The organism is Phocaeicola sp. GP0067 (genome assembly GCF_031119655.1).
Lineage (GTDB): Bacteria > Bacteroidota > Bacteroidia > Bacteroidales > Bacteroidaceae > Phocaeicola > Phocaeicola vulgatus.
The window spans coordinates 19,644-45,261 of sequence record NZ_JAVHZY010000008.1 but is presented as its reverse complement, the minus strand read 5'-3'; the positions used below and the strand labels follow the sequence as shown (position 1 = coordinate 45,261).

Genomic DNA, 25,618 nt, shown 5'->3' with positions numbered 1-25,618 from the left:
GACAGATGAAAATAGCAATAGAAGCCCAGCGCATCTTCAGAAAAGAGAAACATGGCATGGACTATGTAGCTCTGGAAACCATCCGGGAACTGCAAAAGATAGACCAACAGAACGAATACTTCATACTGGTCAGCCCGGGAGATGATGTTTGTTTGCAGGAATCCGCCAACATGCATATCGTGACCGTTAATTGGCCATCCTATCCGCTTTGGGAACAGATAGGACTACCGTTGGCTTTAAAAAAAATCAAACCCGACCTGCTGCACTGCACAAGCAACACTGCCCCTGTGTATGGAAACATTCCACTGGTGCTTACACTGCACGACATTATCTTTCTAGAAAAAAAACAAGGCAAGAACCAGTCCATGTACCAAAGACTGGGACGTTTCTACCGAAAAATCATTGTTCCCCAAATCCTTACCAAATGCAAAAGAATCATTACCGTTTCTCATTTTGAATGCAACCGCATCAGTCATTTCCTGCACATTGACAAACAACTGCTTGTCGCCGTATACAACGGCTATTCACAACATTTCATACCCATATGGAACGCACAGGCCATCACTGCCCGATACATAAAGAACCATCCTTACCTGTTCTTTTTAGGAAATACCGATCCCAAGAAGAATACGGCAAGGGTATTGCAGGCATACCGCATTTATTTAAAAAAATCCAGTCAGCCCCTTCCCTTGCTTATCGCCGACCTGAAAGAAGAGATCATAGACGAATATCTGAACCGGGAAGGATTACAAGAAATAAAAAAAATGCTGTATCATCCCGGATACATTCCAAACACAGAACTACCCGCTGTTTATAGTGGAGCATCCGTCTTTATATACACGTCTTTACGCGAAAGTTTCGGCATCCCCATTCTGGAGGCGATGGCCTGTGGAACTCCCGTCATCACCTCAACCACTTCCGCCATGCCCGAAATCGCAGGACCGGAGGGTATTCTGGTCAATCCGTTCGAACCGGAGGAAATTGCTTCCGCCCTCCTTCATTTAGAAGAAAATGCAGAATTCTATCAGTCACAAACTGCATATGGACTAGAAAGAGTCCGTCGGTTCTCATGGGAGAACACAGCCAGAGAAATATTGAATATATATAAAGAAATACTAGCATGAACACTCTTGAAATCCTCTTCTTCGTTCTCCTGTTCATTGTATTCTACACCTATGTGGGATACGGAATCCTGTTGTGGATATTGGTAAAAATAAAACAAAGTTTTATTTCCTTCTACGATACGGACGAACCGAAGCAAGAAACCTGCCGGAACGGCAACAACACCGACCTACCCGAAATCACCCTGTTCATCACCGCCTATAATGAGGAACAGGTAGTAGACGGAAAGATGAAAAACTGCCAAGAACTGGATTATCCCAAAGAGAAACTGCATACCGTATGGGTAACGGACGGCAGCAATGACCGAACCAATGAAAAATTAAAAGCGTATCCCGATGTCACCCTATTGTTCGTCCCCGAAAGAAAAGGAAAAACAGCCGCTATGAACCGGGGCATGGGATTTGTCACCACACCTTTGGTCATATTCACAGACGCCAATACATTTATTAATCCGCAGGCCGTTCGCGAGATAGTAAAATGTTTTAACCATCCGCAGGTGGGATGTGTGGCAGGAGAAAAACGGGTGGACATGTACAGTACCGAAGGAGCGGTTTCCGGAGGAGAAGGATTGTACTGGAAATATGAATCATGGCTGAAAAAAATGGATTATCAGCTCTATTCCGCCATAGGTGCTGCCGGAGAATTATTCGCCATCCGCACCCCGTTATATGAGGAAATGCCTGAAGATACCCTACTGGATGATTTTATGTTGTCCCTGCGTATTGCCATGAAGCAGTATACGATAGCATATTGTGATACGGCATATGCCTTGGAAAGCGGATCGGCCGATATGAAAGAAGAGGAAAAAAGAAAAGTACGTATCGCGGCAGGAGGATTGCAGTCTGTCTATCGTTTGAAAGAACTGCTGAATCCGCTACGTTATGGAATCCTCAGTTTTCAATATGTTTCCCATCGCGTACTGAGATGGTCGGTAACCCCGGTCGCCTTGTTTCTGCTCTTTCCCTTGAATATCCTGCTGGTTGTCTGTAGTGAAAGCCTCCCGGTTTATTTTCTTTTTCTTCTGCTGCAATCCGCATTCTACCTCGGGGGAGTTTATGGCAGCCTCTTGTCTGCCAAGTCCGTAAAGAACAAATTCCTTTATATTCCCTACTATTTCCTGTTCATGAACATCAATGTGATAAAAGGTTTCTTCTATTTGAAGAGACATGCCGGCGGAACATGGGAAAAGTCCCGCAGGGCATAATATTTACTCACCAAAATACTTTTTTATCATCTCACGCAAAGCGGGAGCCATGATCGGCTTGGCCATATAATCGTCACATCCGGCTTCAAAAGCCTTGTCACGGTCACTGTCGTATGCATTGGCGGTAAGAGCTATGATGGGAAGTGTCCCTCCCTTCAGACGAATTCTTCTGGTAGCTTCCAAACCGTCCATAACAGGCATCTTTATATCCATCAAAATCATATCGGGCCGGCAACTCTCAAATTTCTCAATAGCCTCCTGCCCATCATGGGCACGGTGAACTTCATACTCCTTTCTTAAAATTATAGATAATAAGAGATAATTACTTTCCGTATCTTCAGCTACCAAAATCTTTTTCATTTCTTCTTTTCATTGATTACCTTGCAAAATTACGATATAAAATGATATAAACAATATTTTTTTTGTATATTTGCTGTCAGTAACAAATATCACGCATCTAAATTCGCTAAGAGAAACAGTATATTGAGAATCATACTATTAATATGAAAATTCCGAGTAATATATTGCACGATAAGCAGTATGCAGACAAAATTCTGGAAATTACGGCTGATACTATGTTTTTCGTATATAAAGACGGCACCTGTTTAGACTTCAAGGCTAATACGACGGACTTCTTTATAAAAGAACAAGATATTATAGGGAGAAATATATTCTCTTATTTCCCCGTAGAAACGGCACGGGAGATGTATGCGGAATTCATCAAAGTACGGGCAGGAGACAAACCTTCCGCACGGAATTACAAATTAATATTGGAAGATGACGTGAAATACTACAAATGTATTATCAGCAAGTATGATGAGGAGCATTTTCTTTTTCAATACAGGGATATCACAGGCCGGAGTGTCGTCAGGCTGAAACTGGAAAAAAAGCAAAAAGATTTGTGCGAAGTAGAAAAAGCCGCAAGAATAGGATTATGGGCATACGATTCGTCCACACGGCTCTTCACTTACTCGGGATACACCCGGATATTCTGTAACGATGAGGAACAGAAACAGATTTCCATAGATGAATACATGAACTATATGCACCTTGATGACAAGGACCGTTTCTGTCAATGGCTGGAAGAAAACCTGAAGGAGAAAGATGCTTCCAATACCGTAAACTATAGACTCCTTATTGACGGAAAGACCGTCAATATGAGAATAAAAACATACCACAAAGAGGTATATATGCAAAGAACCGTATTGGAAGGATATATACAGAACACATCCGAAATTGTTTGGAAAGCAGAACGCTCCAACCAGCTGAAATCTGCCTTCCTTGCCAATATGAGCCATGAAATCCGTACGCCGTTGAATGCCATTCTGGGATTCTCACGCATTATAGCCGAAACGGAAAACGCCGAGGAAAGATTGCAGTATTACGATATTGTAGAAAAAAACAACATGCGCCTGCAGGAACTTATCAACGAGATTTTGGACCTGTCGAAGATTGAATCGGGCATGATGGAGTTCAACTATGCGCCTGTATCCCTTTATATTTTATGTGAAGATGTAAAAAACACGTATAGTTTCCGGTGTCAACCCGGAGTGGAGCTTGTTTTCGAAGAGTCCGATCCGTCACTGGTTATCTCGACAGACAGGAACCGCTTGTTTCAGGTTTTCTCCAATCTGATAGGTAATGCTACGAAATTCACCGCCAAAGGTTCTATCAGCTTCGGGTATAAATTAAAGGAAAAAGAGATTGTTTTTCATGTAGCCGATACCGGAAGCGGTATTTCCGATGACAAGATAGACAAGATATTCGATCGTTTCATCATGGCCAACAACCAAGTGCAAGGCACAGGACTGGGGCTTTCCATCAGCAAAATCATTGTAGAAAAGTTAGGAGGAAAAATAGCTGTACAATCCAAAATGGAAACCGGAACCACATTCACTTTTACATTGCCTTACATTTCGGCAAACGGAGATATGAAATGGGAGGAAAAACTTACACCGGCTTCCATTAAAGACAACAATAGAACTTCCCACCAGGAAATGACCATCCTAGTGGCGGAAGACTATCAAAGCAATTATGACTTGATAGAGGCTATGCTCGGAAAAATGTACAAACTGGTGCATGCTCATGACGGTATGGAGGCTATCATATTCTATGAACAATACAAACCCGACTTGATTTTGATGGATATAAAAATGCCTAACATCAATGGTCTGGACGCCACCAAAGCCATCCGGGAAATGTCTGCCAGCGTACCTGTCATCGCTGTAAGCGCATACGCATATGAAAAAGACAAAATAGCTGCCATAGAAAGCGGATGCAATGAGTTTTTAACCAAACCGGTATCTGCCGACTTATTGAAAATGACTATAAACAAGTATCTAAAACAAAAGTAATTTATGGGAAGATTAGCCGTATACAAATTTGCCTATTTTTTATCTATCCTGTTCACAATCTTCATTCTGGGACTTTCCATCTTCGCTTACTTTTCAGGTAAAATAAATCCGGTGGAGAATATGTTCGCCGCATACGTTGCCTTAAGCAAACCTATACTGGTGGTTGTCAATACGATATTATTTATTTACTGGCTCATCAGACTACGGTATTGGTTATGGATTCCATTGACGGGTCTGATAGTAAATTACGAATACATCACTTCCATGTACCAAATTTATAACCCTACCAAATATGCTAACGAGAACAGATTGAAAGTAGTGACTTACAATGTCCACTCATTTGGAAATGAAATTACGGGATTCTCCGCCAAGGAGTTTGCCGAGATGATGAACAAGGAGGAAACGGATGTACTTTGTTTTCAGGAATATAGAGGCAATGGCGACTTTACGGAACAAGACTTACAGAATACGTATGCTAAAATATTCCCTTACTCGTTTATCCCCGAAGGATTGAGTCAGGCCATTTACAGCCGCTACCCCATCAGACAGTCACAAACAATAGAATTTCCGAATACCAACAACGGAGCCATCTGGGCCGACCTGGATGTAAAAGGTATGACGATACGCATCATCAACGTGCACATGCAGACTACCAGCTTTGACAGAATGCGTTCCAAAGCAGCACAGGCTCGGGGAGAACAAGATGAGGAACAGGAAAGAGGCATTTATCTGGGCTATTCTGACAACTTCCGGGAAAATACTGTCAGACGTGCCGGACAGGCTGAACAAATCAGTTCGCTGATCAATGCCACGGAATATCCCTTGATTGTATGCGGTGACTTCAATGACCCTCCGGGAACTTTTACTTATGAAACTCTGAAAAACGGCTTGAAAGACGGATTTCAAACCGCTGGAGAAGGGTACGGAGCCACTTATCGGGGGTTTCACCATTTACTACGGATAGACTACTTGTTCCATTCCACCTTATTGGAAGGTATAAAGTATAAGGTGATTCCTTATGATATGAGTGACCATAACCCGGTATATCTGGAGGTGGGACTTTGATAAATCACTTCTTCAAAGCTACCGAAAAGAAGAAAGTGGAACCTTTTCCCTCTTCAGACTCAAACCATAAATGCCCACCATTCTTAACAGCAAAATCCTGACATAATAACAAGCCTAATCCGGAACCTTCCTCATTATTCGTTCCGTATTTGCTGAAATGAGTTTCCGTGTTCAACAATTTCTTTTGGTCTTCCTCACTCATGCCTTTTCCGGTGTCTTTTACACTGACTATGACTTTATCACCCTCTATTTCGGCATTAACCAGAATTTCGGAATCATTATAACTGAACTTAATTGCATTGCTGAGAAGATTACGCAAGATGGTTTTCATCATATCCATATCGGCATGTACCTCAATCTTTCCATGCACCGGGAAGTTCACCTTTATATTCTTCATACCGGCTACCAGATTGAAAATTTCGATAACCGAAGCAATATTCCCCACAATATCAAAGTCCTGATAAACTACATTCAGCTTGCCTATCTGGCTTTTAGTCCATTTCAATAAATTATCCAGCAAAGAGAAAACATCCTCCGTACTTTGATTGGCCATGCTCAGCATATCAAACATTTCCTTACCGATCTGTTCGGACGGAAGACTGAGTATCAACATATTGAGCACCATTTTAATGGATCCCATGGGTGAACGCAGGTCATGTGCGATAACAGAATATAACTTGTCGCGCCCCATAATAATCTTACGCAATTCTTCCGTTTGCTTCATGATGATCCGTTTGGCGGCAATCAGGGATATCTGATGGGTAACACGGATCACAAGCTCTTCCTTATTAAAAGGTTTGGATATAAAATCATTCGCACCTACCTTGAAACCCTTCACTATATCGGCAGTGGTATTCAAAGCTGTCAGAAATATAATAGGAATATGTTGTGTTTCCGGATCGGCTTTCAATCGTTCGGCAACTTCAAAACCATTCATCTCGGGCATCATGACATCCAACAAAATCAAATCGGGACGGGCATTGACCGCCTGGGATAATGCCTCCTTTCCATTACCGGCAGTTATCACCTTAAACTTCTCGTTTGTTAACAACACTTTTAACAACAAGACATTAGAAACCACATCATCCACAACCAAAACAGTGTACTCAGAATGACTTATTACAACATTTACATCCGGTGTCATAGGTATATATTATTTAGCCAGAACACTTTTAAAATAATCAATCACTTTCATCAGCCCCTCTTCCAGATGAATGTGAGGCTCCCAATCCAGCTTTTCTCTTGCCAGAGTAATATCCGGCCTGCGCTGACGAGGGTCATCATGAGGTAAAGGTTCGAAAATAATGTTAGAATGAGAACAGGTCAGTTCCAATATCTTCTGAGCCAGTTCGAATATGGAAAATTCGCAAGGGTTACCGATATTCACCGGTCCTGTGAAGTGATCTTCCGTAGCCATCATACGTATCATCCCTTCCACCAGATCATCTATGTACTGAAAACTACGTGTCTGCTTTCCGTCTCCATAAATGGTTATATCTTTATCTAGCAATGCCTGTACCACAAAATTGGAAATTACACGTCCGTCATCGGTCAGCATATTAGGACCATACGTATTGAATATGCGGATTATTTTTACCAAGACGCCATGTTGACGGTAATAATCCATGCACAAAGTCTCGGCACAACGTTTTCCTTCATCATAACAAGACCGGTAGCCTATGGGATTCACATTTCCCCAATCTCCCTCCCTTTGGGGATGCGACAACGGATCACCATACACCTCACTGGTAGAAGCCTGAAGTATTTTTGCTTTGTTACGCTTCGCCAGTCCCAACATATTAAACGTGCCGAAGACAGCCGTCTTCGCCGTTTTGATAGCATCATGCTGATAATGTATAGGAGAAGCGGGACATGCCAGATTGTATATCTCGTTCACATCCGTCCAAAACGGATTAATTATATCGTGTTCTATCAGTTCAAAGCGCGGATGCCCGATCAGGTAACTTATATTCTCTTTACTCCCCGTGAAAAAGTTGTCTAAACATATAACAATATTACCTTCCTCTATCAGACGAGTGCATAGATGTGACCCTATAAATCCTGCGCCTCCCGTTACTAGGATTCTTTTCATTCCCCTTATTTTTACTTTATTTTATGTTTAGCAAAAATAATTGATTCCCTTCACTTGTGCAAACATTTAAAACAAGATTATTCGTTATCTTTGCAAATACTTTGTCAAAATGAGATTTATATGAAGAAATATCCTTGTGTATTAAGTATAGCAGGATCCGATTGCAGCGGAGGAGCCGGCATACAGGCTGACCTGAAGACCATCTCCGCCTTGGGTGGTTATGCTGCGACAGCCATTACTGCAATCACCGTACAGAACACTTTGGGAGTACGTGCCATACATCCCGTACCACCGGTATATGTACGTGGGCAGATAGAAGCCGTAATGGAAGATATCCGTCCGGATGCTGTTAAAATAGGTATGATTAATGATGTGGAAATAGTCGAGGCCATAGCCTCCTGCCTTCGTACATACCGGCCCCGTTTCGTTGTGTTCGATCCGGTCATGGTATCGACTAGCGGACACCGGCTGATAGAAGAGGACGCCATCAGTGCACTGACCCGGGAACTGATGCCTCTGGCCAGTCTGATTACGCCCAATCTGAGTGAGGCGGAAGTATTGACGGAACACTGCATAAGCAATGTGGACACAATGAAAGCTGCCGCATCGGAATTATTAAAATTCGGTTGCGGATCCGTTTTACTGAAAGGAGGACATTTGGAGGGCGACAAGATGTGCGATGTATTACAAACAGCTGGAGAAGACAAGCCTCATCTCTTTATCTCAGATAAGATAGAAAGCAAAAACACACACGGAACAGGATGTACTCTTTCTTCCGCCATTGCTACTTTTCTGGCACTGGGATATGATATGCCGCAGGCCGTAGAACATGCAAAAGCATATGTCACCAAAGGCATCCACGCCGGGAAAGACGTGCATATAGGCGAAGGACACGGTCCGCTGAATCACTTTTACGCACCTGTTCCGATGAAAACAATGAAATAATTTGTCAATATGCTAATTACCATGCTGTACATAATGCAGCATATTAGCAAATTGCCTCATTATTATTCCGTAGTTCCGAAAGAAATAATTAACTTTGCAACGTTTTTAAACCAAAATAGGAAAAATATGAAAGCATTTGTATTCCCCGGACAGGGAGCACAGTTTGTAGGTATGGGTAAAGACCTGTACGAAAACTCGGCTTTAGCCAAAGAACTTTTTGAAAAAGCAAACGACATTTTAGGATACCGTATCACAGACATCATGTTTGAAGGTACTGACGAAGACTTGCGCCAGACTAAAGTAACTCAGCCTGCCGTTTTTCTGCACTCGGTAATTTCCGCTCTTTGCATGGGTGATGATTTCAAACCTGAAATGACTGCCGGACACTCGCTGGGCGAATTTTCCGCATTGGTTGCAGCCGGAGCATTGTCTTTCGAAGATGGTCTGAAACTGGTTTATGCACGTGCTATGGCTATGCAGAAAGCTTGTGAGGCACAACCCTCTACGATGGCTGCCATCATAGCATTGCCTGACGAAAAAGTAGAGGAAATCTGTGAAGCGATTTCTAAAGAAGGAGAAGTGGTAGTGGCTGCCAATTATAACTGCCCGGGACAAATTGTCATCTCAGGTTCTATCGAAGGAATCAACAAGGCTTGCGAGCAAATGAAAGCTGCCGGTGCTAAACGCGCCCTGCCGCTGAAAGTGGGAGGCGCCTTCCACTCTCCGCTGATGAACCCCGCCAAAGTGGAACTGGAAGCTGCTATCAACGCTACTGAAATTCATACTCCGAAATGCCCGGTATATCAGAACGTGGACGCTTTGCCTCACACAGATCCCGCTGAAATCAAGGCAAACCTGGTAGCTCAGCTCACCGCTTCCGTACGCTGGACCCAGACAGTGAAGAATATGGTTGCCGATGGTGCCGATGACTTTACCGAATGCGGACCGGGTGCTGTACTGCAAGGACTGATCAAGAAAATTGATGGATCGGTCAACGCACACGGTATTGCTTGATAAACAAAATTCAGTTATCATAAATTTCATACGGATTACCGGAATATGCTGAGTAATCCGTATTTTTTTTATGGCATTTCACAAAAATATTCGTAAGTTTGTCGGTATCTAAACGAGATCAGACTATGAATGAATTTAAATATAACATTGGTTATGCCCTGAGTGGAGGATTTATAAAAGGATTTGCCCATTTGGGGATTATGCAGGCTTTGCATGAACATGGCATCAGGCCGGAAATACTTTCCGGAGTAAGTGCAGGTGCTCTTGCCGCTGTCTTCTATGCCGACGGCAAAGAGCCTTATCATATTGTTGAACTTTTTGAGCACCATTCATTCAAAGAACTGACCACTTTTTCTATCAACAAACAAGGTCTGCTGAAACTGGATAGTTTTATCGATTTCTTAAACAGCAACTTGGAGTCAAAAACGATAGAAGAACTAAAAATTCCCACTATTATTACCGCCACCGATTTGGATCACGGACGCATCGTTTCTTTTAAAAAAGGGAAAATAGCCGAAAGACTGGCTGCTTCCTGCTGTATGCCTATCTTGTTTGCCCCCATACGCATCAACAATACATATTATGTAGATGGAGGAATCTTGATGAACCTGCCGGTCAGCCCCATTCGCAAAGAATGCGAGAAAGTGATAGCACTCAATGTAGATCCGCTGGTAGCAGATGAATATAGCAAGAATGTGGTAAGCATCGCACTCAGAGCCTATCATTTTATTTTCCAAGCCAATACACTGCCTCAAAAAGGGATTGCAGATTTGCTGATCGAATCATACGGACTGGAAGAATACAGCAACAGAGAACTGGAAAGAGCCGAAGAGATATTCGAAAAAGGATACAATACGGCAACGGAACTCCTGGACAGACTACTCCTGGAGAATGGAACAATTTGGAGATAAACAAAAAAAGAATAAAATGGATACACAAGAAAAAATTATTATCTATCAGGTATTCACCCGTTTATTCGGGAACAACAGCCTGCGTTGTAAGCCTAATGGTTCTTTGGAGGAAAACGGTTGCGGAAAAATGGCCGATTTCACGACAAAGGCTTTAAACGAGATCAGAACACTGGGTGCCACACATATTTGGTATACAGGTATCATTGAACATGCTACCCAAACCAATTATACCCGCTATGGCATCAAACCCGATCATCCCGCAGTAGTAAAAGGAAAGGCCGGATCACCGTATGCCATCAAAGATTATTATGATGTAGACCCTGATTTGGCAACCAGTATCCCGGACCGTATGAAAGAGTTCGAGAATCTGGTAACACGAAGCCACAAAGCCGGATTGAAGGTCATCATTGATTTTGTCCCCAACCATGTAGCCCGCCAATATGGTTCAGACGCCAAGCCTGAAGGAGTAACCGATTTGGGTGAGAAAGATGATGTGACAAAAGCTTTCAGCCCCAACAATAATTTCTATTATATTCCCGATACAAAGCTGGAAGGCAATATTGACCTGCACCGTGGCGCAGCGGAACCTTACATAGAGTTTCCGGCAAAAGCAACCGGTAATGACCGTTTTGACGCATGGCCCAACTCCAATGACTGGTATGAAACTGTAAAACTGAATTATGGTATAGACTACTTGAACGGTCATAGCCGCCACTTCGAACCGATTCCGGACACATGGGTGAAGATGCGTGACATCCTACTGTTCTGGTCTGCCAAAGGCATTGACGGATTCCGCTGTGATATGGCAGAAATGGTTCCTGTAGAATTCTGGGGATGGGTGATTCCGCAAATCAAAGCTGAACATCCGAAACTGATCTTTATCGCCGAGGTCTATAATCCGGGAGAATACAGGAATTATCTGTTCAATGGCAAATTCGACTATTTATATGACAAAGTAGGTCTGTATGATACGCTACGTGCCATTACCTGCGGATGGGAATCGGCAACTGCTATTCCACAACGCTGGCAAAGCTTGGGAGGTATTGAAAAACGAATGCTCAATTTCCTGGAGAATCATGACGAGCAGCGCATAGCTTCCGATTATTTTGCCGGAAACGGCTCAAAAGCCATCCCCGCAATGATTGTATCGGCTTGCATGAATACCAATCCGGTCATGATTTACTTCGGGCAGGAATTGGGAGAACATGGCATGGATACGGAAGGTTTCAGCGGGCGTGACGGAAGAACTACCATCTTTGATTACTGGAGTGTGGACAGCATACGCCGCTGGCGCAATGGAGGCAAGTTTGACAATAAATTCCTGAATGAGGATGAAAAGCAATTGAAACAATTCTATACCCGTCTGCTGAATATATGCAACAGTGAAAAAGCCATACGGGAAGGTGTGTTCTTTGACTTAACCTATGCCAATCTGGCCGGATGGGTATTTAACGAACATAAACAATACGCCTTTTTACGAAAACAGGATGATGAACTGATATTAATTATGGTTAACTTTGACTCCATACCGGCACGTTCAGCCGTCAATATTCCGCAACATGCGTTTGATTATTTAGGCATCCATCGTTATGGAGAATATGAGGCAACCGAATTGCTGACCGGAAACACAGAGAAGCTGACTCTTATGCCGGACAAAACAACTCCCGTATTACTAGATGGAATGAATGGAAAAATTCTGAAATTCAAGCTATAGTTTCCCACCACAGATTACTCAGATTAACACAGATACAGATTGAAATAAGCAATAAATCGTATTTCAATCTGTGTAATCTGTGGTAAAAAACATTTTAACTCTAGGAAAATACAAATTCCTTCATTGTCCTATCTCTTCAACAGACCGATTTTCAAGTTCAGCTTAAAATAATAGACTCCGTTCTCACGTTCCAGATATCCGTATTTATCTTTTTCAGTAGAACTTTTCTCAAACCGGGAATTAACAAACAGGAAATCGGCAAATACCTGACGGTCAGCCTTCTGATAACAAAGTACCTCTCCATTACCATTTACAAACAGAAAACCGGATATGGCAGAATCTATCCCATTAAATATCTTGGCAGGACGCATTCCTAAAGCCAAAGCCATAAGAAACTGCTTCATCTTATATTCATAATAACTATGCTTATGGATCAATTCATCCTTTATTTTCAACGGATTGATTTGTTTGATTGCTTCTGTCAGGTCACTAACTTTGGATATGCCATCCAAATGCATGACACGCAACATCTCGCCCAACATACGGGGAAAATGAAGATCTATCATGCAAAGATTACTACGGAATACCTTATCGGCCACATCATTATATTTTAAGATTCCTCCCAAGCGTTCTATCATCAACATACGTCCTGCCACATCATCTTCTTCACCAAAAGCATTAATTTTGTTTACGGTAGGAGTAGCGAATTTAACACCAGTCTGCTCGAACTTCAAATTGGCGGCACGCCCTCCATCCAACAACGGAAACATAGTTCCCAAACGGGAACGAACGCAAAAACCTACCAACGGGGCCTCTATACTGTAAAAAGCAACATAGAAATCAGTACGGTCATCCGTCTTTGCTTCCAAGTCATAAATGGCGACTTCATCTAAAAATTCTTCCACACCGTCGGGAGACATCACATCATTCTCTCGGCTCTCTTTGACAGCAGCAAAAACCAACTCTGCCACAGCCGCAAAATCCCCACGAGGTATCTGCTTATCTATCTTTTCCCCACAAATACGTACGGTCGCCTCATCCTCCAGAATATAACGGCGTGTCCCGTCATGTTCCTCACGCTGTACCATCGCCACAGGAAGCTTTTGCACTTCATTCCTTTTCACATCAGGCGTACCTGCATACACATATCCGTCCGCTAACAAGCGGAAAAAGGCGTAAAGCTCGCCCCACTCTCTCTTTGTCGCTTCAAATGCCATATATTTTCTCTTTTTACTATCGTCTGCTATTTTTTAACGGCTGCAAAGATACGCAAAAGAAGTCTTAAAAAACAGGTTTTCGAGAAACGCAAATATTAAACAATGTTATATAGCATACTTTTTAAGTCTGATTATTTGCTATTTTCCAAAAAATCCGTACCTTTGCAATGTGTTTTTCATAGTATTAGATTTAAGGTTAACAAAGGTTGGAGCAAGGCGTTGCTCCTTTTTTATTTTATCCCCCTTACTTTTACGATAAAACAAGTATTTCTTTTAATCCAGAAACCTCGACCTATCTTCAATCGTTCTCAACAGAATCCCTCCGACAGGATAATCAGGTAGAAATTTATGAAGGGAATGCGGATGTGATTTACGTTCCAATCGAACCGATGAATTAGCATTTATCAACAAATGTATCACAAATCACTGCATTTCCATAAACCTGTTCCTTATCCGGTTTGTTCTAAATGGCAAAGACAATCTTTATAAATGATAGAATCATGAAATTAAAAAAAGGAAGTATTGCATTACTAACATTGGCAGGTATGTTCTATATGAGCGTACAAAAAGCGGATGCATGCACGCGTGCCGTCTATATCGGACCGGACCATATGGTAGTAACCGGACGTACAATGGACTGGAAAGAAGATATTATGAGTAATATCTATGTTTTCCCCAGAGGAATACAACGTGCAGGATATAATAAAGAAAATGCCGTGAAATGGACTTCAAAATACGGCAGCGTCATTGCAACAGGATATGATATAGGTACGTGTGACGGAATGAATGAAAAAGGATTGGTTGCCAGTCTGTTATTTTTGCCAGAATCCGTCTTTGACCGCCCGGGAGATACACGTCCTGTCATGGGGATCAGCATATGGACACAATATGTACTGGACAATTTTGCCACCGTACATGAAGCTGTCGAGGAGCTGAAAAAAGAATCATTCCGCATTGATGCTCCCCACATGCCCAACGGTTCAGCTTCCACTCTTCACCTGGCTATTACAGATGAAACAGGAAATACAGCGGTTTTGGAATATCTGGACGGGAATTTAAGCATACACGAAGGAAAAGAATTCCAAGTGATGACCAATTCTCCACGATATGATTATCAGTTGGCTATCAATAATTACTGGAAAGAAGTAGGAGGATTGCAAATGCTGCCGGGCACGAACCGTTCCAGCGACCGCTTTGTGCGTGCCTCTTTTTATATACATGCAATCCCTCAGACTCCGGATGCTAAAATAGCTGTACCCAGTGTGCTCAGTGTGATGCGTAATGTATCTGTTCCTTTCGGAATTACCACACCGGACAAACCTCATATATCTTCCACCCGCTGGCGTTCTGTATCCGATCAGAAGAATAAAATATATTATTTTGAATCGGTCATGACTCCTAATCTGTTTTGGTTGGATTTGAAGAAAATCGACTTCAGTCCCAAAGCCGGAATCAAGAAACTGACCCTCACCAACGGAAAGATTTATGCAGGAGATGCTGTAAAAGATTTAAAAGACAGCGACTCATTTGTATTCTTATTCCAAACCCCTGTGATGTAAAACAGTAAAAATCAATATGACGTTCATGCCTCATTAAAATCGGTTAAGAGCCTCGTGAACGTCATACTTTTCTGCAAAAGTACTCCCTTCCGGCATTGAGTATCTTTTAAAATTCGTTGTTTTATAATAATACAAAAGCAATCATTTCCTCTCTGCTTCCTTATTACAAAAGAATAATTTATCTTTGAACGGATTTTAATATCCCATCAAAATCAGAACAAAAATAAAATAACTATGGAACAACCATCACTCAACGACCATAATAAACAGGAATACCCTCCCATGCATACTACAGAGCATGTCATAAACAGGACAATGGTCAATCTTTTCGGATGCGGACGGGCAATATCCGCCCATATAGAACGCAAAAAAAGCAAGCTGGATTTTGCGCTGCAAACCTGTCCGGAAGAAGCGGATATTATAAGAATAGAAAACACCGTAAACGAAGTATTGCGAAGAAATTTGCCCGTTACAATGGAATTTATCTCTCAAGAGGAAGCTATAGGGCGCTTTGACATGAAACGTTTACCGGAAAAAGCTTCCGAAACCGTACGGATTGTAAAAGTCGGCGATTACGACGAATGCCTCTGTATAGGTCAACACGTGGAAAATACGTCCGAAATAGGTACATTTAAAATTATAAGCCACGACTATAAAGACGGAATCTTCCGTATGCGGTTCAAGCTGATATAGAACAACTGTCAATCTGTCCCCCTAAAATTACAAATTGGCAGTAGCCTTGACAATCAAATGTTTAAAGAGGCTTACCAACTTTTAATGCAAAGGTTTTAATCTTTAAGAAAACCTTTATAGGTTTAAAAGAGTGCAATATAAACCGCATATCATCGAACTAATGGTATGCGGTTTGCATTATGGATAGTGAATGACAAAGCCGAAAGGTGAAGGAATTCAGAAATAAACAAAATGTTTAACCAAAACCTATAGGAGATTAAGATTATGATGCCAGTAAGAAGATCAAACCAAACATGGTTACCAAGTATTTTTAATGATTTCTTTGATAACGACTGGATGGTAAAAGCCAATGCAACAGCTCCCGCCATCAATGTTATTGAAAGTGACAAAGACTACAAAGTAGAAGTCGCCGCTCCGGGAATGACCAAAGAAGACTTCAAGATTCATATCAACGAAGACAACGACTTGGTTATCTCTATGGAAAAGAAAACAGAAAGTACCGAAGGTGATAAAGAAGGCAAGAAAGAAAGCCGTTACTTGCGTCGCGAATTCTCTTATTCTAAATTCCAACAGACATTGATCCTGCCTGATGATGTAGATAAAGATAAAATTGATGCAAAAGTAAACGATGGTGTATTAACTATCGAGCTGCCGAAACGTACGCCGGAAGACAAAGAAAAAGCAGCCAAGGTTATCGAAGTTAAATAACATGCTCTCAAATTCAGAAAAGAGGGATTGCCGCAGAGGCAGTTCCTCTTTTGTTTTTATAAAAGTCCGTTTCTATTCCCTATGAGTTCATCGTAATCTTACAACCCAAAGATATAAATCTTTCACCTGTAAGATCTATAATCTTCGCATTGCATCCTCCCTTCCCTGTTCTGTTCCATATTGCCTGTTCTCTTTACGCACTATACCTCGCCAATGTCTACTTAACATATTTATCCAACACTTTTTCCAAGGCATTTTGTGAAACCGGCTTAGTCAGGCAATCATCGCATCCGGCTTCTATAGCCCTGTCTTTGTCGGACTCAAAAGCAAAGGCAGTCAAAGCGACAATAGGCACTTCTTTTGAATAAGAACGAATCAGGCGCGTAGCCTCCAGCCCATCCATATGGGGCATCTTGATATCCATCAAAATCAAGTCGGGCTGATGTTCTTTAAATTGATTCACCGCATCCTCTCCATTCTTAGCCCATAGCAGATTACATCTTTTCCCTAACAATGTCTTTAACAGCAAAAAGTTGCTGTCTACATCTTCCGCCACCAGTACTGTTCTTCTTTGCAATACTTTTCTCGGTTCCGTACTCCCTGATTCCGGACACTTCGTAGCCTTTTCGGATTCCGGACATTTTTTACCCGCCTTATAAGGAATCGTAAAACGAAAAGTAGAACCTTCATTCAGTTTGGATTCCGCAGTAATCTCTCCACCTAATTTTTCTACAATCACCCTACAAATCGCAAGCCCCAAACCTGTTCCCTGAACAAAAGTATTCAGTTTCACGAAACGCTCAAAAATCATTTTAATCTTCTCCTCGGAGATACCCATTCCCGTATCTTTTACATAAAAATCAATATACTCCTCCCTCACTTCAAAACCAAAACGGATTTCCCCTTTGAAAGTAAATTTTATAGCATTGGTTATCAAATTTGTAACAACTTGCATAATTCGGTTCTGATCTTCATTGATTATCAAACTGGTGTCTTTATTGTCTAATATCAAAACAACCCCAGTCTGCACCCGATCCTTATGCATCTCATACACATTACGGCACAATTCTCCCAAATCCATTGGATATCTGATGTATTCCAATGTACCCGCCTCTATTTTTGCCAAATCAAGAATGTCATTGATTAATTGCAACAATATTTCCGAATTCTGGTTGATGATGTCCGAATAAAGTTTTTCATCCTCTGCATTATCCGCTATAGTCATCAAACGGGAGAAACCTACTATTGCATTCAGAGGAGTACGGATTTCATGACTCATATTGGCTAGAAAGGCTGTTTTCAGCCTATCGGACTGCTCAGCCTTGATACGGGCCTGAACCAGTTCTTGCTCTATGTTCTGCATATTGGTAATATCCCACGAAATGCCGATAATAAGCGGTGCACGCCCTTCCAGAGGAACTAATGTTTTTAAAGTCTGCACGATACGGGTCTCGCCTGTAGCCGTCACATACGTTTCCTGCATTTCCATGCGCTCGCGGGTACGGATCAATTCCAAATCATCCCGATGAAACTTCTCCGCATTCTCATGTTCGGGAAACACTTCAAAATCAGTATGGCCCAATGCTTTGGAAGCAGGAATTTTAGAGTGGCTGGCAAACGCCTTGTTCCAATAAAGATATCGGAAATCATCTTCAGGGTCCTTCACAAACAAATAAACAGGAATATTATTCAGTATGGCATCCATCAGATAATTCAGTTCACGCAATTCGTCACGGTTCTTGATAACATCCGTTATATCCTGTGTAAAAAACCAAATCATTTCCTCGCCCTGATTTTGAATCATAAAGGCCGAAACCTGATGAACACGAAGTTTTGTTTCTCCCACACGGGTATATTTGGCACGATAAGCAAAATTACCTCCATTATCACGAATCTCTTGAACACGTTTATCAAATATTTCTTTGGTATTCAGAGAAACAGATAAATCATAAACCTTCTGTGTTCCCAGCTCCTCTTTCACTCCATATTCCTCAATAAACTGCCGGTTGGCATAAACTAAGGTTCCGTCAGCCGATACAGCCAGAATACTATCACTGACCTTATCCAGTACCCGTTTAAATATTTCCAGGTTCTGCTGTGTGGCAACTCTTTCACTAATATCACGACACATTATCAGCACATATTCATCATCCAATGGGAAAATACGGTTTTCATAATAATGATGTTCTCCGTTTACATCCAGTTCATGATGGGCCGTAGATCCTCTACCGGTAGTAATTACTTTCAGAAGATTATTATGAATATTATGATAGGCCTCTTTAGGAACCATCTCACGCATGGACATTCCTTTAAAGGTTTCATTTGAAACACCTACATGATTGGTTTCCTCATTAGAAACAACCTCAATGCCCGTTTCTTCATGATTGAAAACCGTCAACATATCCGGTAACGAATCAAGGATCTTTACTGCATATTTTTCTTTGAAACTAATGTTATCAGAGCCATGCTCCAAAGCGGACAATTTTTCTTTCAACAACCTGTTCTCCTCTCTCAAAGAGGCAAGTTCTTGCTCCACTATTTTAAGCTTGTGTTCACAATCCATATTTATTGAAAATCTTTAGGATTCCTAATCTTACAAATTTAAGAAACTTTTTGTGAATCAAGAAAGAATAGTGAATTATTTTTTAATAATGAGAAGAAGGAGGGGGATTAGTGGTGAGTAGTGAATGATGAGTGATTAGCGATTAATAGTTAGTAGTTAATGAGTTGCGCTATCATCCCGCAAGGTCATTAACCACTAACCACTAATCTAATAACTAGTATTCCGACCAGCTTTTGATAGCGATATCGTTTATCGTCATGGTACAGAAAGCATTGATAAACGCACTTGCCAGACGAGCATTGGTAATCAAGGGCACATTCAGGTCGATAGCGGCACGACGGATCTTGTATCCATTGTCCAACTCCCCGGCTGTCAGGTTCTTCGGGATATTGACTACCATGTCTATCTCTTTCCGGTGCAACATATCCAGTGCCTGAGGTTTCCCTTCCTCACTGGGCCAATACACGCGGGTATTTTCCACCCCGTTCTCGGTCAGGAAGTGGGATGAGCCTCCGGTGGCATAAAGTTTATAACCTTTCTTCTGCAACATACGGGCCGCTTCCAAGGTATCCGCTTTCTGCTTGGCATTACCTGTAGAAAGCAACACGCTCTTTTCCGGAATACGATACCCCACAGACAGCATCGCCTTCAATACGGCACACGAAGTATCCGTACCGATGCAGCCTACTTCACCGGTAGAGGCCATGTCTACCCCCAATACCGGATCGGCTTTCTGCAAACGGTTGAAAGAGAACTGGCTGGCCTTAATACCCACATAATCCAACTCGAAAAGATTCTTATTCGGTTTCTCAACCGGCAGTCCGAGCATCACTTTGGTAGCCAGTTCAATAAAATTGATTTTCAGCACCTTGCTGACAAAGGGGAAGCTGCGTGAAGCACGAAGGTTACATTCAATCACCTTGATATCGTTATCCTTTGCCAGATATTGGATATTGAACGGACCGGAGATATTCAATTCCTTGGCTATCTGACGGGAGATGCGCTTGATGCGGCGCACCGTTTCCACATACAACTTTTGCGGTGGGAACTGGATAGTGGCATCGCCTGAATGCACTCCGGCATACTCAATGTGCTCACTGATAGCATATGCCACAATCTCACCATTCTGAGCCACAGCGTCCATTTCCACTTCCTTGGCGTGCTCGATGAACTGGCTCACCACTACCGGATGCTTTTTCGATACATTGGCAGCCAGTTTCAGGAAGCGTTCCAACTCTTCTTGATTGGAGCAGACATTCATGGCCGCACCACTCAGCACATACGAGGGACGTACCAAAACAGGGAAGCCTACCTTGTCAATAAAGGCATGGATGTCTTCCATAGAAGTCAATGCGCTCCATTCGGGCTGATCCACTCCGATGCGGTCCAGCATGGCCGAGAATTTATCCCGGTCTTCGGCATTGTCAATGCTCTTGGCACTGGTACCGAGGATATTTACATTTTGCGCATCCAGACGGAGAGCCAGATTGTTAGGAATCTGGCCACCGGTAGATACAATGACTCCGTGAGGATTCTCCAGTTCGAGAATATCCATCACACGCTCGAAAGTCAGCTCGTCAAAGTACAGACGGTCGCACATATCATAGTCGGTAGAAACCGTTTCGGGATTATAATTAATCATGACACTGCGGTAACCCTCCTTACGGATAGTCTGCAAAGCCTGCACACCACACCAGTCAAATTCCACCGACGAACCGATGCGGTAAGCGCCTGAACCCAGTACCACGATGGATTTATGGTCGCCTAAGTACTTTACGTCATTGGCCACACCGCTATACGTCAAATACAGATAGTTGGTCTGTGCAGGGTACTCGGCCGCCAAGGTATCGATTTGTTTCACCACCGGAAGGATTCCCACCTGCTTGCGATGATTACGCACATACAGAATACCGTCTTCCATATCTCCTTCGTAGCCAATGGCACGGGCTATCTGGAAATCGGAGAATCCCTGCACTTTCGCCTTGCGGAGCAATTCGTCCGGCATATCGGTAATCTGCTTGTGGTTATTGCCCCATTCGTGCATCTCTTTAGAAGTGTCCATGATGTGCTGCAATTTCTGCAAGAACCATTTGTCAATCTTGGTCAGCTCATGAATCTGGTCTACCGTGTAACCTGCACGCATGGCTTTGCTGATCACGAAAATACGTTTGTCCGTCGGCTCACGAAGGGCTTTGTCCACGTCTTCTATAACCAATTCCTTATTCTCTACGAAACCATGCATTCCCTGACCAATCATGCGCAAACCTTTCTGAATGGCTTCTTCGAAAGTACGTCCGATAGCCATCACCTCGCCCACCGATTTCATGGACGAGCCCAGTTCACAGTCCACACCGTGGAACTTGCCCAAGTCCCAACGGGGAATCTTGCACACCACATAGTCCAGTGCAGGCTCGAAGAAGGCACTGGTGGTCTTTGTCACCGAGTTTTTCAAGTCGAACAACCCATATCCCAAGCCTAATTTGGCGGCAACGAAAGCCAACGGATAGCCGGTAGCCTTGGAAGCCAATGCAGACGAACGCGAAAGACGGGCGTTGACCTCAATGACACGGTAATCTTCCGATTCGGGATCGAAGGCATACTGTACATTGCATTCGCCCACAATGCCGATATGGCGGATGATACGGATAGCCAGTTCACGAAGTTTATGATACTCGGCATTGGTCAGTGTCTGCGAAGGGGCGATCACGATAGACTCGCCGGTATGGATACCCAGCGGGTCGAAGTTCTCCATGTTACATACAGTGATGCAGTTATCATAACGGTCACGGACCACTTCATACTCCACCTCCTTCCAGCCTTTCAAACTCTTTTCCACCAATACCTGCGGCGAGAAAGAGAAGGCCTTTTCAGCCAGAACATTCAGTTCCTCTTCATTGTCACAGAAACCTGAGCCCAAACCACCCAATGCATAGGCGGCACGGATAATGACCGGATAACCTAATTCTTTAGCGGCGCGACGGGCATCTTCCAGATTTTCCACCGCTTCGCTCTTGATGGTCTTGACATTGATTTCATTCAGTTTTTCTACAAACAATTCACGGTCTTCAGTATCCATGATGGCCTGCACGGGAGTACCCAACACACGGACATTGTATTTTTCGAAGATACCTGCTTTGTACAGTGCCACCCCACAGTTCAAGGCAGTCTGTCCGCCGAAAGACAGGAGCACGCCGTCCGGACGTTCCTTTTCTATCACCTTCTCTACAAAATAAGGAGTAACGGGCAGGAAATAAATCTGGTCTGCCACCCCTTCGCTGGTCTGCACGGTAGCGATGTTCGGGTTGATCAGAACCGTTTCAATCCCTTCCTCCTTCAAGGCTTTCAATGCTTGCGAACCCGAATAGTCGAACTCTCCGGCCTCGCCAATCTTCAAGGCACCGGAACCTAATAACAATACTTTCTTTATTTCGTCTTTCATACTTGTTCTTTTTAATACACGGTTTATAACAACTTCACAAACTCATCAAACAGGAACTCGGTATCCGTAGGTCCCGATGCAGCTTCCGGATGGAACTGTGCCGAGAACCAAGGTTTGGTTTTATGCCTGATACCCTCGTTGGAACCGTCATTCATATTGATGAACAGCGGTTCCCAATCGGTTCCCAATGTATTATTATCTACCGCATAACCGTGGTTCTGACTGGTAATGAAACAACGTTCCGTTCCTATCATGCGCACCGGTTGGTTATGGCTGCGATGACCGTATTTCAATTTATAGATGGTAGCGCCTCCTGCTTTGGAAAGCAACTGATTCCCCATACAAATGCCGAAGATAGGCTTGTCGCTCAGGCTCATCGCCTTGCGGATATGCTGTACCGCCTCATCGCAAGTATCCGGATCACCCGGACCGTTCGAAATAAACAATCCGTCATACTCCATCCCTGTAAAGTCATGGTTCCAAGGAACACGGATCACTTCCACATCCCGTTTCAGTAAGCAACGGATAATATTTGTCTTTACACCACAATCCACCAACACCACTTTTTTCTTACCTGCACCTTCATTATAACGAATGACTTCCTTACACGATACTTTATCTACATAATTGATACCTGCATACGTTGCTTCGGGCACATTGCCGGGTTCATCATCAAATACGATTTTCCCCATCATTACCCCATGTTCGCGAAGAACTTTGGTCAGTTCACGGGTATCGATGCCTGTAATGCCCGGCACTTGCTCACGCTTCAGCCAGTCGGCCAGACTTTCTTTCGCATTCCAGTGACTGTATTCTTCACTGTAATCACTTACAATAATCGCTTCGGCATGGATACGTTCACTTTCCATAAAAGTAGCCAAGCCATTGGGTTCGATAGTAAAGGGAGGTACCCCGTAGTTACCGACCAACGGATAAGTTAAGGTCATCAGCTGCCCCGCGTATGAAGGGTCTGTCAAACTCTCAGGATAACCGGTCATAGCGGTATTAAACACCACTTCGCCGGCTACCGGTTTCTCATAACCGAACGACTTGCCCGGGAAACGGCTCCCGTCGTCGAGGATCAATGTTACATTTCTCATCTAATCTATCTTGAATGGTTGTTCTTTAGAATTGATAAACTTTTTCTATATAGTCTATAAACGCCTGGTTCACCAGCTTCACTCCACCCGGAGTAGGATAATCCCCACTGAAATACCAGTCGCCCGTATGGTTGGGACACGCTTCATGCAATCCTTCCAGTGTCTGATAAACGATTTCCACTTTCGCCTGCGTACCCTTCGGAGTGAGAAGTTCCACCATTTTTGCCGCAATCTCCTCATTAGTGAAAGGGGCATAAATTTCTTTCACATAATTCACCATCTGCTCTTTGGGTAACCCCACCTGGTCTTTCGATTTGTTGTAAGCACGGGCTATCACATCTTTCATATCCCGTTCTTTCAATAAATCGATAGCAGCCTTGAAAGCGATAAACTGATCCATACTGGCCATATCAATACCATAATAATCAGGATAACGCACCTGTGGCGAAGAAGAAACAATGACGATTTTCTTCGGATGCAGGCGGTCGAGGATGCCGATAATGCTCTGTCTTAACGTAGTTCCCCGGACGATGCTGTCATCAATAATCACCAGATTATCCACATGAGGCACAAGGCTTCCATAAGTGATATCATACACATGGGCAGCCAAATCATTCCGACTGTTGCCTTCGGCGATAAAGGTACGCAACTTGATATCCTTGATGGCTACTTTCTCGCTACGGATACGCCTGGACAGGATTTTTTCCAGTTCCTCGTGATTGGGATGATGCCCCAAAGCCTCTATCTTCTTTACTTTCAGTTCATTCAGATAATTGTCGAATCCTTCCAGCAGTCCATAGAAAGCCACTTCCGCCGTATTGGGTATAAAAGAGAATACGGTATGCTCCACATCATAGTCTACCGCTTTCAAAATAGGATTCACCAGTTTTTCGCCCAGCTGTTTTCTTTCCTTATAAATATCCATGTCACTTCCCCGGCTGAAATAGATACGTTCGAAGGAACAGGCTTTCTTCTCTTTCGCCCGGTTGATCTGTGCCAGACGCATCTTTCCAGTCTTGCTTATAAGGATAGCCTGTCCCGGTTGCAATTCATTGATGCTTCCGGCAGATACATTCAAGGCAGTCTGAATGACAGGGCGCTCGGATGCCAATACCATGATTTCATCGTCCATGTACCAGAAAGCCGGACGAATGCCCCACGGATCGCGCACCGCAAAAGACTCACCGCTACCGGTCATACCGCAGATCACATAGCCTCCATCCCACTCCTTGCTCGAAGTCTTGAGGACATTGCCCAGATCAATGCGGTCTTCTATAGCGTGAGTGATATCCATGCCTTTCAGACCTTCCTTCTCACATTCCACATAGAGGCGCTCCACCTCGCGATCCAAACGGTGCCCCACTTGTTCCAGCATAATATATGTGTCGGCATATTTACGCGGATGCTGGCCGTCGGCAGTGATACGTGCGAAAATCTCATCCACATTGGTCATGTTGAAATTGCCGCACAACGCCAAATTCTTGGCACGCCAGTTGTTACGGCGCAAGAACGGATGCACGTAGGAGATACCGCTTTTTCCGGTAGTGGAATAACGCAAATGCCCCATATATACCTCTCCGGCAAAGGGAAGGCATTTCTTGGCGTATCCGGCATCATGCAATTGTTCAGGCGCCAAATCCTTGAAATGATTTTGCACCGTACCGAATATCTCTGTTATCGCCCCTGAACCTAAAGCTCTTTCACGGAACATATATTCTTCACCGGGATTGGCCTCCAGTTTGACACAGGCCAGCCCGGCGCCTTCCTGTCCGCGGTTATGTTGTTTTTCCATCAGCAGATACAGCTTGTTCAAGCCATACATCCAGGTTCCATACTTTTCCTGATAATATTCCAGCGGTTTCAGCAGTCGTATCATAGCGACTCCACATTCATGCTTTAACGGTTCCATGCTCTCTCT

At 43.3% G+C, this 25,618-nt stretch carries 19 protein-coding genes; 11 read left to right on the top strand and 8 right to left on the bottom strand.

Annotated features, from left to right (window positions below):
- The first annotated feature begins 5 nt into the window (after positions 1 to 5).
- On the top strand, positions 6 to 1,124 hold the full coding sequence (locus tag RE317_RS08490; protein ID WP_008671368.1) for a glycosyltransferase family 1 protein: 1,119 nt from the start codon (positions 6 to 8) through the stop codon (positions 1,122 to 1,124).
- Entirely contained in the window at positions 1,121 to 2,326 is a 1,206-nt protein-coding gene (locus RE317_RS08485; protein WP_008671370.1) for a glycosyltransferase family 2 protein, read from the top strand. The genes RE317_RS08490 and RE317_RS08485 overlap by 4 nt, the downstream gene beginning before the upstream one ends.
- 3 nt (positions 2,327 to 2,329) lie before the next feature.
- Here RE317_RS08485 and RE317_RS08480 read toward each other — a convergent pair whose 3' ends face one another.
- Positions 2,330 to 2,686, bottom strand: coding sequence for a response regulator (locus RE317_RS08480; protein ID WP_005843119.1), 357 nt, complete (start codon positions 2,684 to 2,686; stop codon positions 2,330 to 2,332).
- 143 nt (positions 2,687 to 2,829) lie between these two features.
- On the opposite strand from RE317_RS08480, the gene RE317_RS08475 reads away from it, so the two are divergent.
- Both RE317_RS08475 and RE317_RS08470 read left to right on the top strand, forming a co-directional pair.
- On the top strand, positions 2,830 to 4,680 hold the full coding sequence (locus RE317_RS08475; RefSeq protein WP_008671372.1) for an ATP-binding protein: 1,851 nt from the start codon (positions 2,830 to 2,832) through the stop codon (positions 4,678 to 4,680).
- 3 nt (positions 4,681 to 4,683) lie between these two features.
- The gene (locus RE317_RS08470; protein WP_005843117.1) at positions 4,684 to 5,745 is read left to right on the top strand and encodes an endonuclease/exonuclease/phosphatase family protein; all 1,062 of its coding nucleotides are present in this window, start codon (positions 4,684 to 4,686) and stop codon (positions 5,743 to 5,745) included.
- Positions 5,746 to 5,749: 4 nt separating this feature from the next.
- Here the strand turns inward: RE317_RS08470 and RE317_RS08465 are convergent, their stop codons facing one another.
- Both RE317_RS08465 and RE317_RS08460 read right to left on the bottom strand, forming a co-directional pair.
- The gene (locus tag RE317_RS08465; protein WP_008671373.1) at positions 5,750 to 6,889 is read right to left on the bottom strand and encodes a response regulator; all 1,140 of its coding nucleotides are present in this window, start codon (positions 6,887 to 6,889) and stop codon (positions 5,750 to 5,752) included.
- Between the two features lie 9 nt (positions 6,890 to 6,898).
- A complete protein-coding gene (locus tag RE317_RS08460; RefSeq protein ID WP_008671374.1) occupies positions 6,899 to 7,837 on the bottom strand; it encodes a UDP-glucuronic acid decarboxylase family protein in 939 nt (312 codons plus the stop codon).
- 120 nt (positions 7,838 to 7,957) lie between these two features.
- Here RE317_RS08460 and thiD point away from each other — a divergent pair, with 120 nt between their 5' ends.
- The 4 genes from thiD to RE317_RS08440 all read left to right on the top strand — a co-directional run bounded on the left by thiD (position 7,958) and on the right by RE317_RS08440 (position 12,421).
- Positions 7,958 to 8,782: a bifunctional hydroxymethylpyrimidine kinase/phosphomethylpyrimidine kinase gene (gene thiD, locus RE317_RS08455; protein ID WP_005843114.1), complete on the top strand. Its 825-nt coding sequence runs from the start codon at positions 7,958 to 7,960 to the stop codon at positions 8,780 to 8,782.
- Between the two features lie 126 nt (positions 8,783 to 8,908).
- Entirely contained in the window at positions 8,909 to 9,796 is an 888-nt protein-coding gene (fabD, locus tag RE317_RS08450; RefSeq protein WP_005843113.1) for an ACP S-malonyltransferase, read from the top strand.
- Positions 9,797 to 9,921: 125 nt separating this feature from the next.
- Positions 9,922 to 10,707: a patatin-like phospholipase family protein gene (locus tag RE317_RS08445; protein WP_005843112.1), complete on the top strand. Its 786-nt coding sequence runs from the start codon at positions 9,922 to 9,924 to the stop codon at positions 10,705 to 10,707.
- Positions 10,708 to 10,723: 16 nt separating this feature from the next.
- Positions 10,724 to 12,421, top strand: coding sequence for an alpha-amylase family protein (locus tag RE317_RS08440; protein ID WP_008671377.1), 1,698 nt, complete (start codon positions 10,724 to 10,726; stop codon positions 12,419 to 12,421).
- 128 nt (positions 12,422 to 12,549) lie between these two features.
- Here RE317_RS08440 and RE317_RS08435 read toward each other — a convergent pair whose 3' ends face one another.
- A complete protein-coding gene (locus tag RE317_RS08435; RefSeq protein WP_008671379.1) occupies positions 12,550 to 13,638 on the bottom strand; it encodes an HpaII family restriction endonuclease in 1,089 nt (362 codons plus the stop codon).
- A 500-nt stretch (positions 13,639 to 14,138) separates the two neighbouring features.
- On the opposite strand from RE317_RS08435, the gene RE317_RS08430 reads away from it, so the two are divergent.
- The 3 genes from RE317_RS08430 to RE317_RS08420 all read left to right on the top strand — a co-directional run bounded on the left by RE317_RS08430 (position 14,139) and on the right by RE317_RS08420 (position 16,598).
- Positions 14,139 to 15,197, top strand: a complete 1,059-nt coding sequence (locus RE317_RS08430) for a linear amide C-N hydrolase (protein WP_008671381.1) — start codon at positions 14,139 to 14,141, stop codon at positions 15,195 to 15,197.
- A gap of 234 nt (positions 15,198 to 15,431) precedes the next feature.
- On the top strand, positions 15,432 to 15,890 hold the full coding sequence (locus RE317_RS08425; RefSeq protein ID WP_008671383.1) for a hypothetical protein: 459 nt from the start codon (positions 15,432 to 15,434) through the stop codon (positions 15,888 to 15,890).
- Positions 15,891 to 16,154: 264 nt separating this feature from the next.
- The gene (locus RE317_RS08420; RefSeq protein ID WP_005839658.1) at positions 16,155 to 16,598 is read left to right on the top strand and encodes an Hsp20/alpha crystallin family protein; all 444 of its coding nucleotides are present in this window, start codon (positions 16,155 to 16,157) and stop codon (positions 16,596 to 16,598) included.
- 217 nt (positions 16,599 to 16,815) lie between these two features.
- On the opposite strand, the gene RE317_RS08415 is transcribed toward RE317_RS08420, so the two are convergent.
- The 4 genes from RE317_RS08415 to RE317_RS08400 all read right to left on the bottom strand — a co-directional run bounded on the left by RE317_RS08415 (position 16,816) and on the right by RE317_RS08400 (position 25,609).
- Positions 16,816 to 19,161 carry a PAS domain-containing protein gene (locus tag RE317_RS08415; RefSeq protein WP_008671387.1) on the bottom strand — a complete coding sequence of 782 codons (2,346 nt, stop codon included), beginning with the start codon at positions 19,159 to 19,161 and terminating at the stop codon, positions 16,816 to 16,818.
- A 214-nt stretch (positions 19,162 to 19,375) separates the two neighbouring features.
- Positions 19,376 to 22,600: a carbamoyl-phosphate synthase (glutamine-hydrolyzing) large subunit gene (gene carB, locus RE317_RS08410; protein WP_008671389.1), complete on the bottom strand. Its 3,225-nt coding sequence runs from the start codon at positions 22,598 to 22,600 to the stop codon at positions 19,376 to 19,378.
- 23 nt (positions 22,601 to 22,623) lie between these two features.
- On the bottom strand, positions 22,624 to 23,700 hold the full coding sequence (gene carA, locus RE317_RS08405; RefSeq protein WP_008671390.1) for a glutamine-hydrolyzing carbamoyl-phosphate synthase small subunit: 1,077 nt from the start codon (positions 23,698 to 23,700) through the stop codon (positions 22,624 to 22,626).
- Between the two features lie 25 nt (positions 23,701 to 23,725).
- A complete protein-coding gene (locus RE317_RS08400) occupies positions 23,726 to 25,609 on the bottom strand; it encodes an amidophosphoribosyltransferase (protein WP_008671391.1) in 1,884 nt (627 codons plus the stop codon).
- Positions 25,610 to 25,618: the final 9 nt, after the last annotated feature.

What these genes read in the sequence shown, in the direction of transcription:
- RE317_RS08435 (WP_008671379.1), bottom strand. Translation starts at nt 13,638, where the DNA reads ATGGCATTTGAAGCGACAAAGAGAGAGTGGGGCGAGCTTTACGCCTTT.
- RE317_RS08465 (WP_008671373.1), bottom strand. Translation starts at nt 6,889, where the DNA reads ATGACACCGGATGTAAATGTTGTAATAAGTCATTCTGAGTACACTGTT.
- RE317_RS08475 (WP_008671372.1), top strand. Translation starts at nt 2,830, where the DNA reads ATGAAAATTCCGAGTAATATATTGCACGATAAGCAGTATGCAGACAAA.
- carB (WP_008671389.1), bottom strand. Translation starts at nt 22,600, where the DNA reads ATGAAAGACGAAATAAAGAAAGTATTGTTATTAGGTTCCGGTGCCTTG.
- RE317_RS08415 (WP_008671387.1), bottom strand. Translation starts at nt 19,161, where the DNA reads ATGGATTGTGAACACAAGCTTAAAATAGTGGAGCAAGAACTTGCCTCT.
- RE317_RS08480 (WP_005843119.1), bottom strand. Translation starts at nt 2,686, where the DNA reads ATGAAAAAGATTTTGGTAGCTGAAGATACGGAAAGTAATTATCTCTTA.
- RE317_RS08445 (WP_005843112.1), top strand. Translation starts at nt 9,922, where the DNA reads ATGAATGAATTTAAATATAACATTGGTTATGCCCTGAGTGGAGGATTT.
- RE317_RS08430 (WP_008671381.1), top strand. Translation starts at nt 14,139, where the DNA reads ATGAAATTAAAAAAAGGAAGTATTGCATTACTAACATTGGCAGGTATG.
- RE317_RS08425 (WP_008671383.1), top strand. Translation starts at nt 15,432, where the DNA reads ATGGAACAACCATCACTCAACGACCATAATAAACAGGAATACCCTCCC.
- carA (WP_008671390.1), bottom strand. Translation starts at nt 23,700, where the DNA reads ATGAGAAATGTAACATTGATCCTCGACGACGGGAGCCGTTTCCCGGGC.
- thiD (WP_005843114.1), top strand. Translation starts at nt 7,958, where the DNA reads ATGAAGAAATATCCTTGTGTATTAAGTATAGCAGGATCCGATTGCAGC.
- RE317_RS08420 (WP_005839658.1), top strand. Translation starts at nt 16,155, where the DNA reads ATGATGCCAGTAAGAAGATCAAACCAAACATGGTTACCAAGTATTTTT.
- RE317_RS08400 (WP_008671391.1), bottom strand. Translation starts at nt 25,609, where the DNA reads ATGGAACCGTTAAAGCATGAATGTGGAGTCGCTATGATACGACTGCTG.
- RE317_RS08440 (WP_008671377.1), top strand. Translation starts at nt 10,724, where the DNA reads ATGGATACACAAGAAAAAATTATTATCTATCAGGTATTCACCCGTTTA.
- RE317_RS08470 (WP_005843117.1), top strand. Translation starts at nt 4,684, where the DNA reads ATGGGAAGATTAGCCGTATACAAATTTGCCTATTTTTTATCTATCCTG.
- RE317_RS08490 (WP_008671368.1), top strand. Translation starts at nt 6, where the DNA reads ATGAAAATAGCAATAGAAGCCCAGCGCATCTTCAGAAAAGAGAAACAT.
- RE317_RS08460 (WP_008671374.1), bottom strand. Translation starts at nt 7,837, where the DNA reads ATGAAAAGAATCCTAGTAACGGGAGGCGCAGGATTTATAGGGTCACAT.
- RE317_RS08485 (WP_008671370.1), top strand. Translation starts at nt 1,121, where the DNA reads ATGAACACTCTTGAAATCCTCTTCTTCGTTCTCCTGTTCATTGTATTC.
- fabD (WP_005843113.1), top strand. Translation starts at nt 8,909, where the DNA reads ATGAAAGCATTTGTATTCCCCGGACAGGGAGCACAGTTTGTAGGTATG.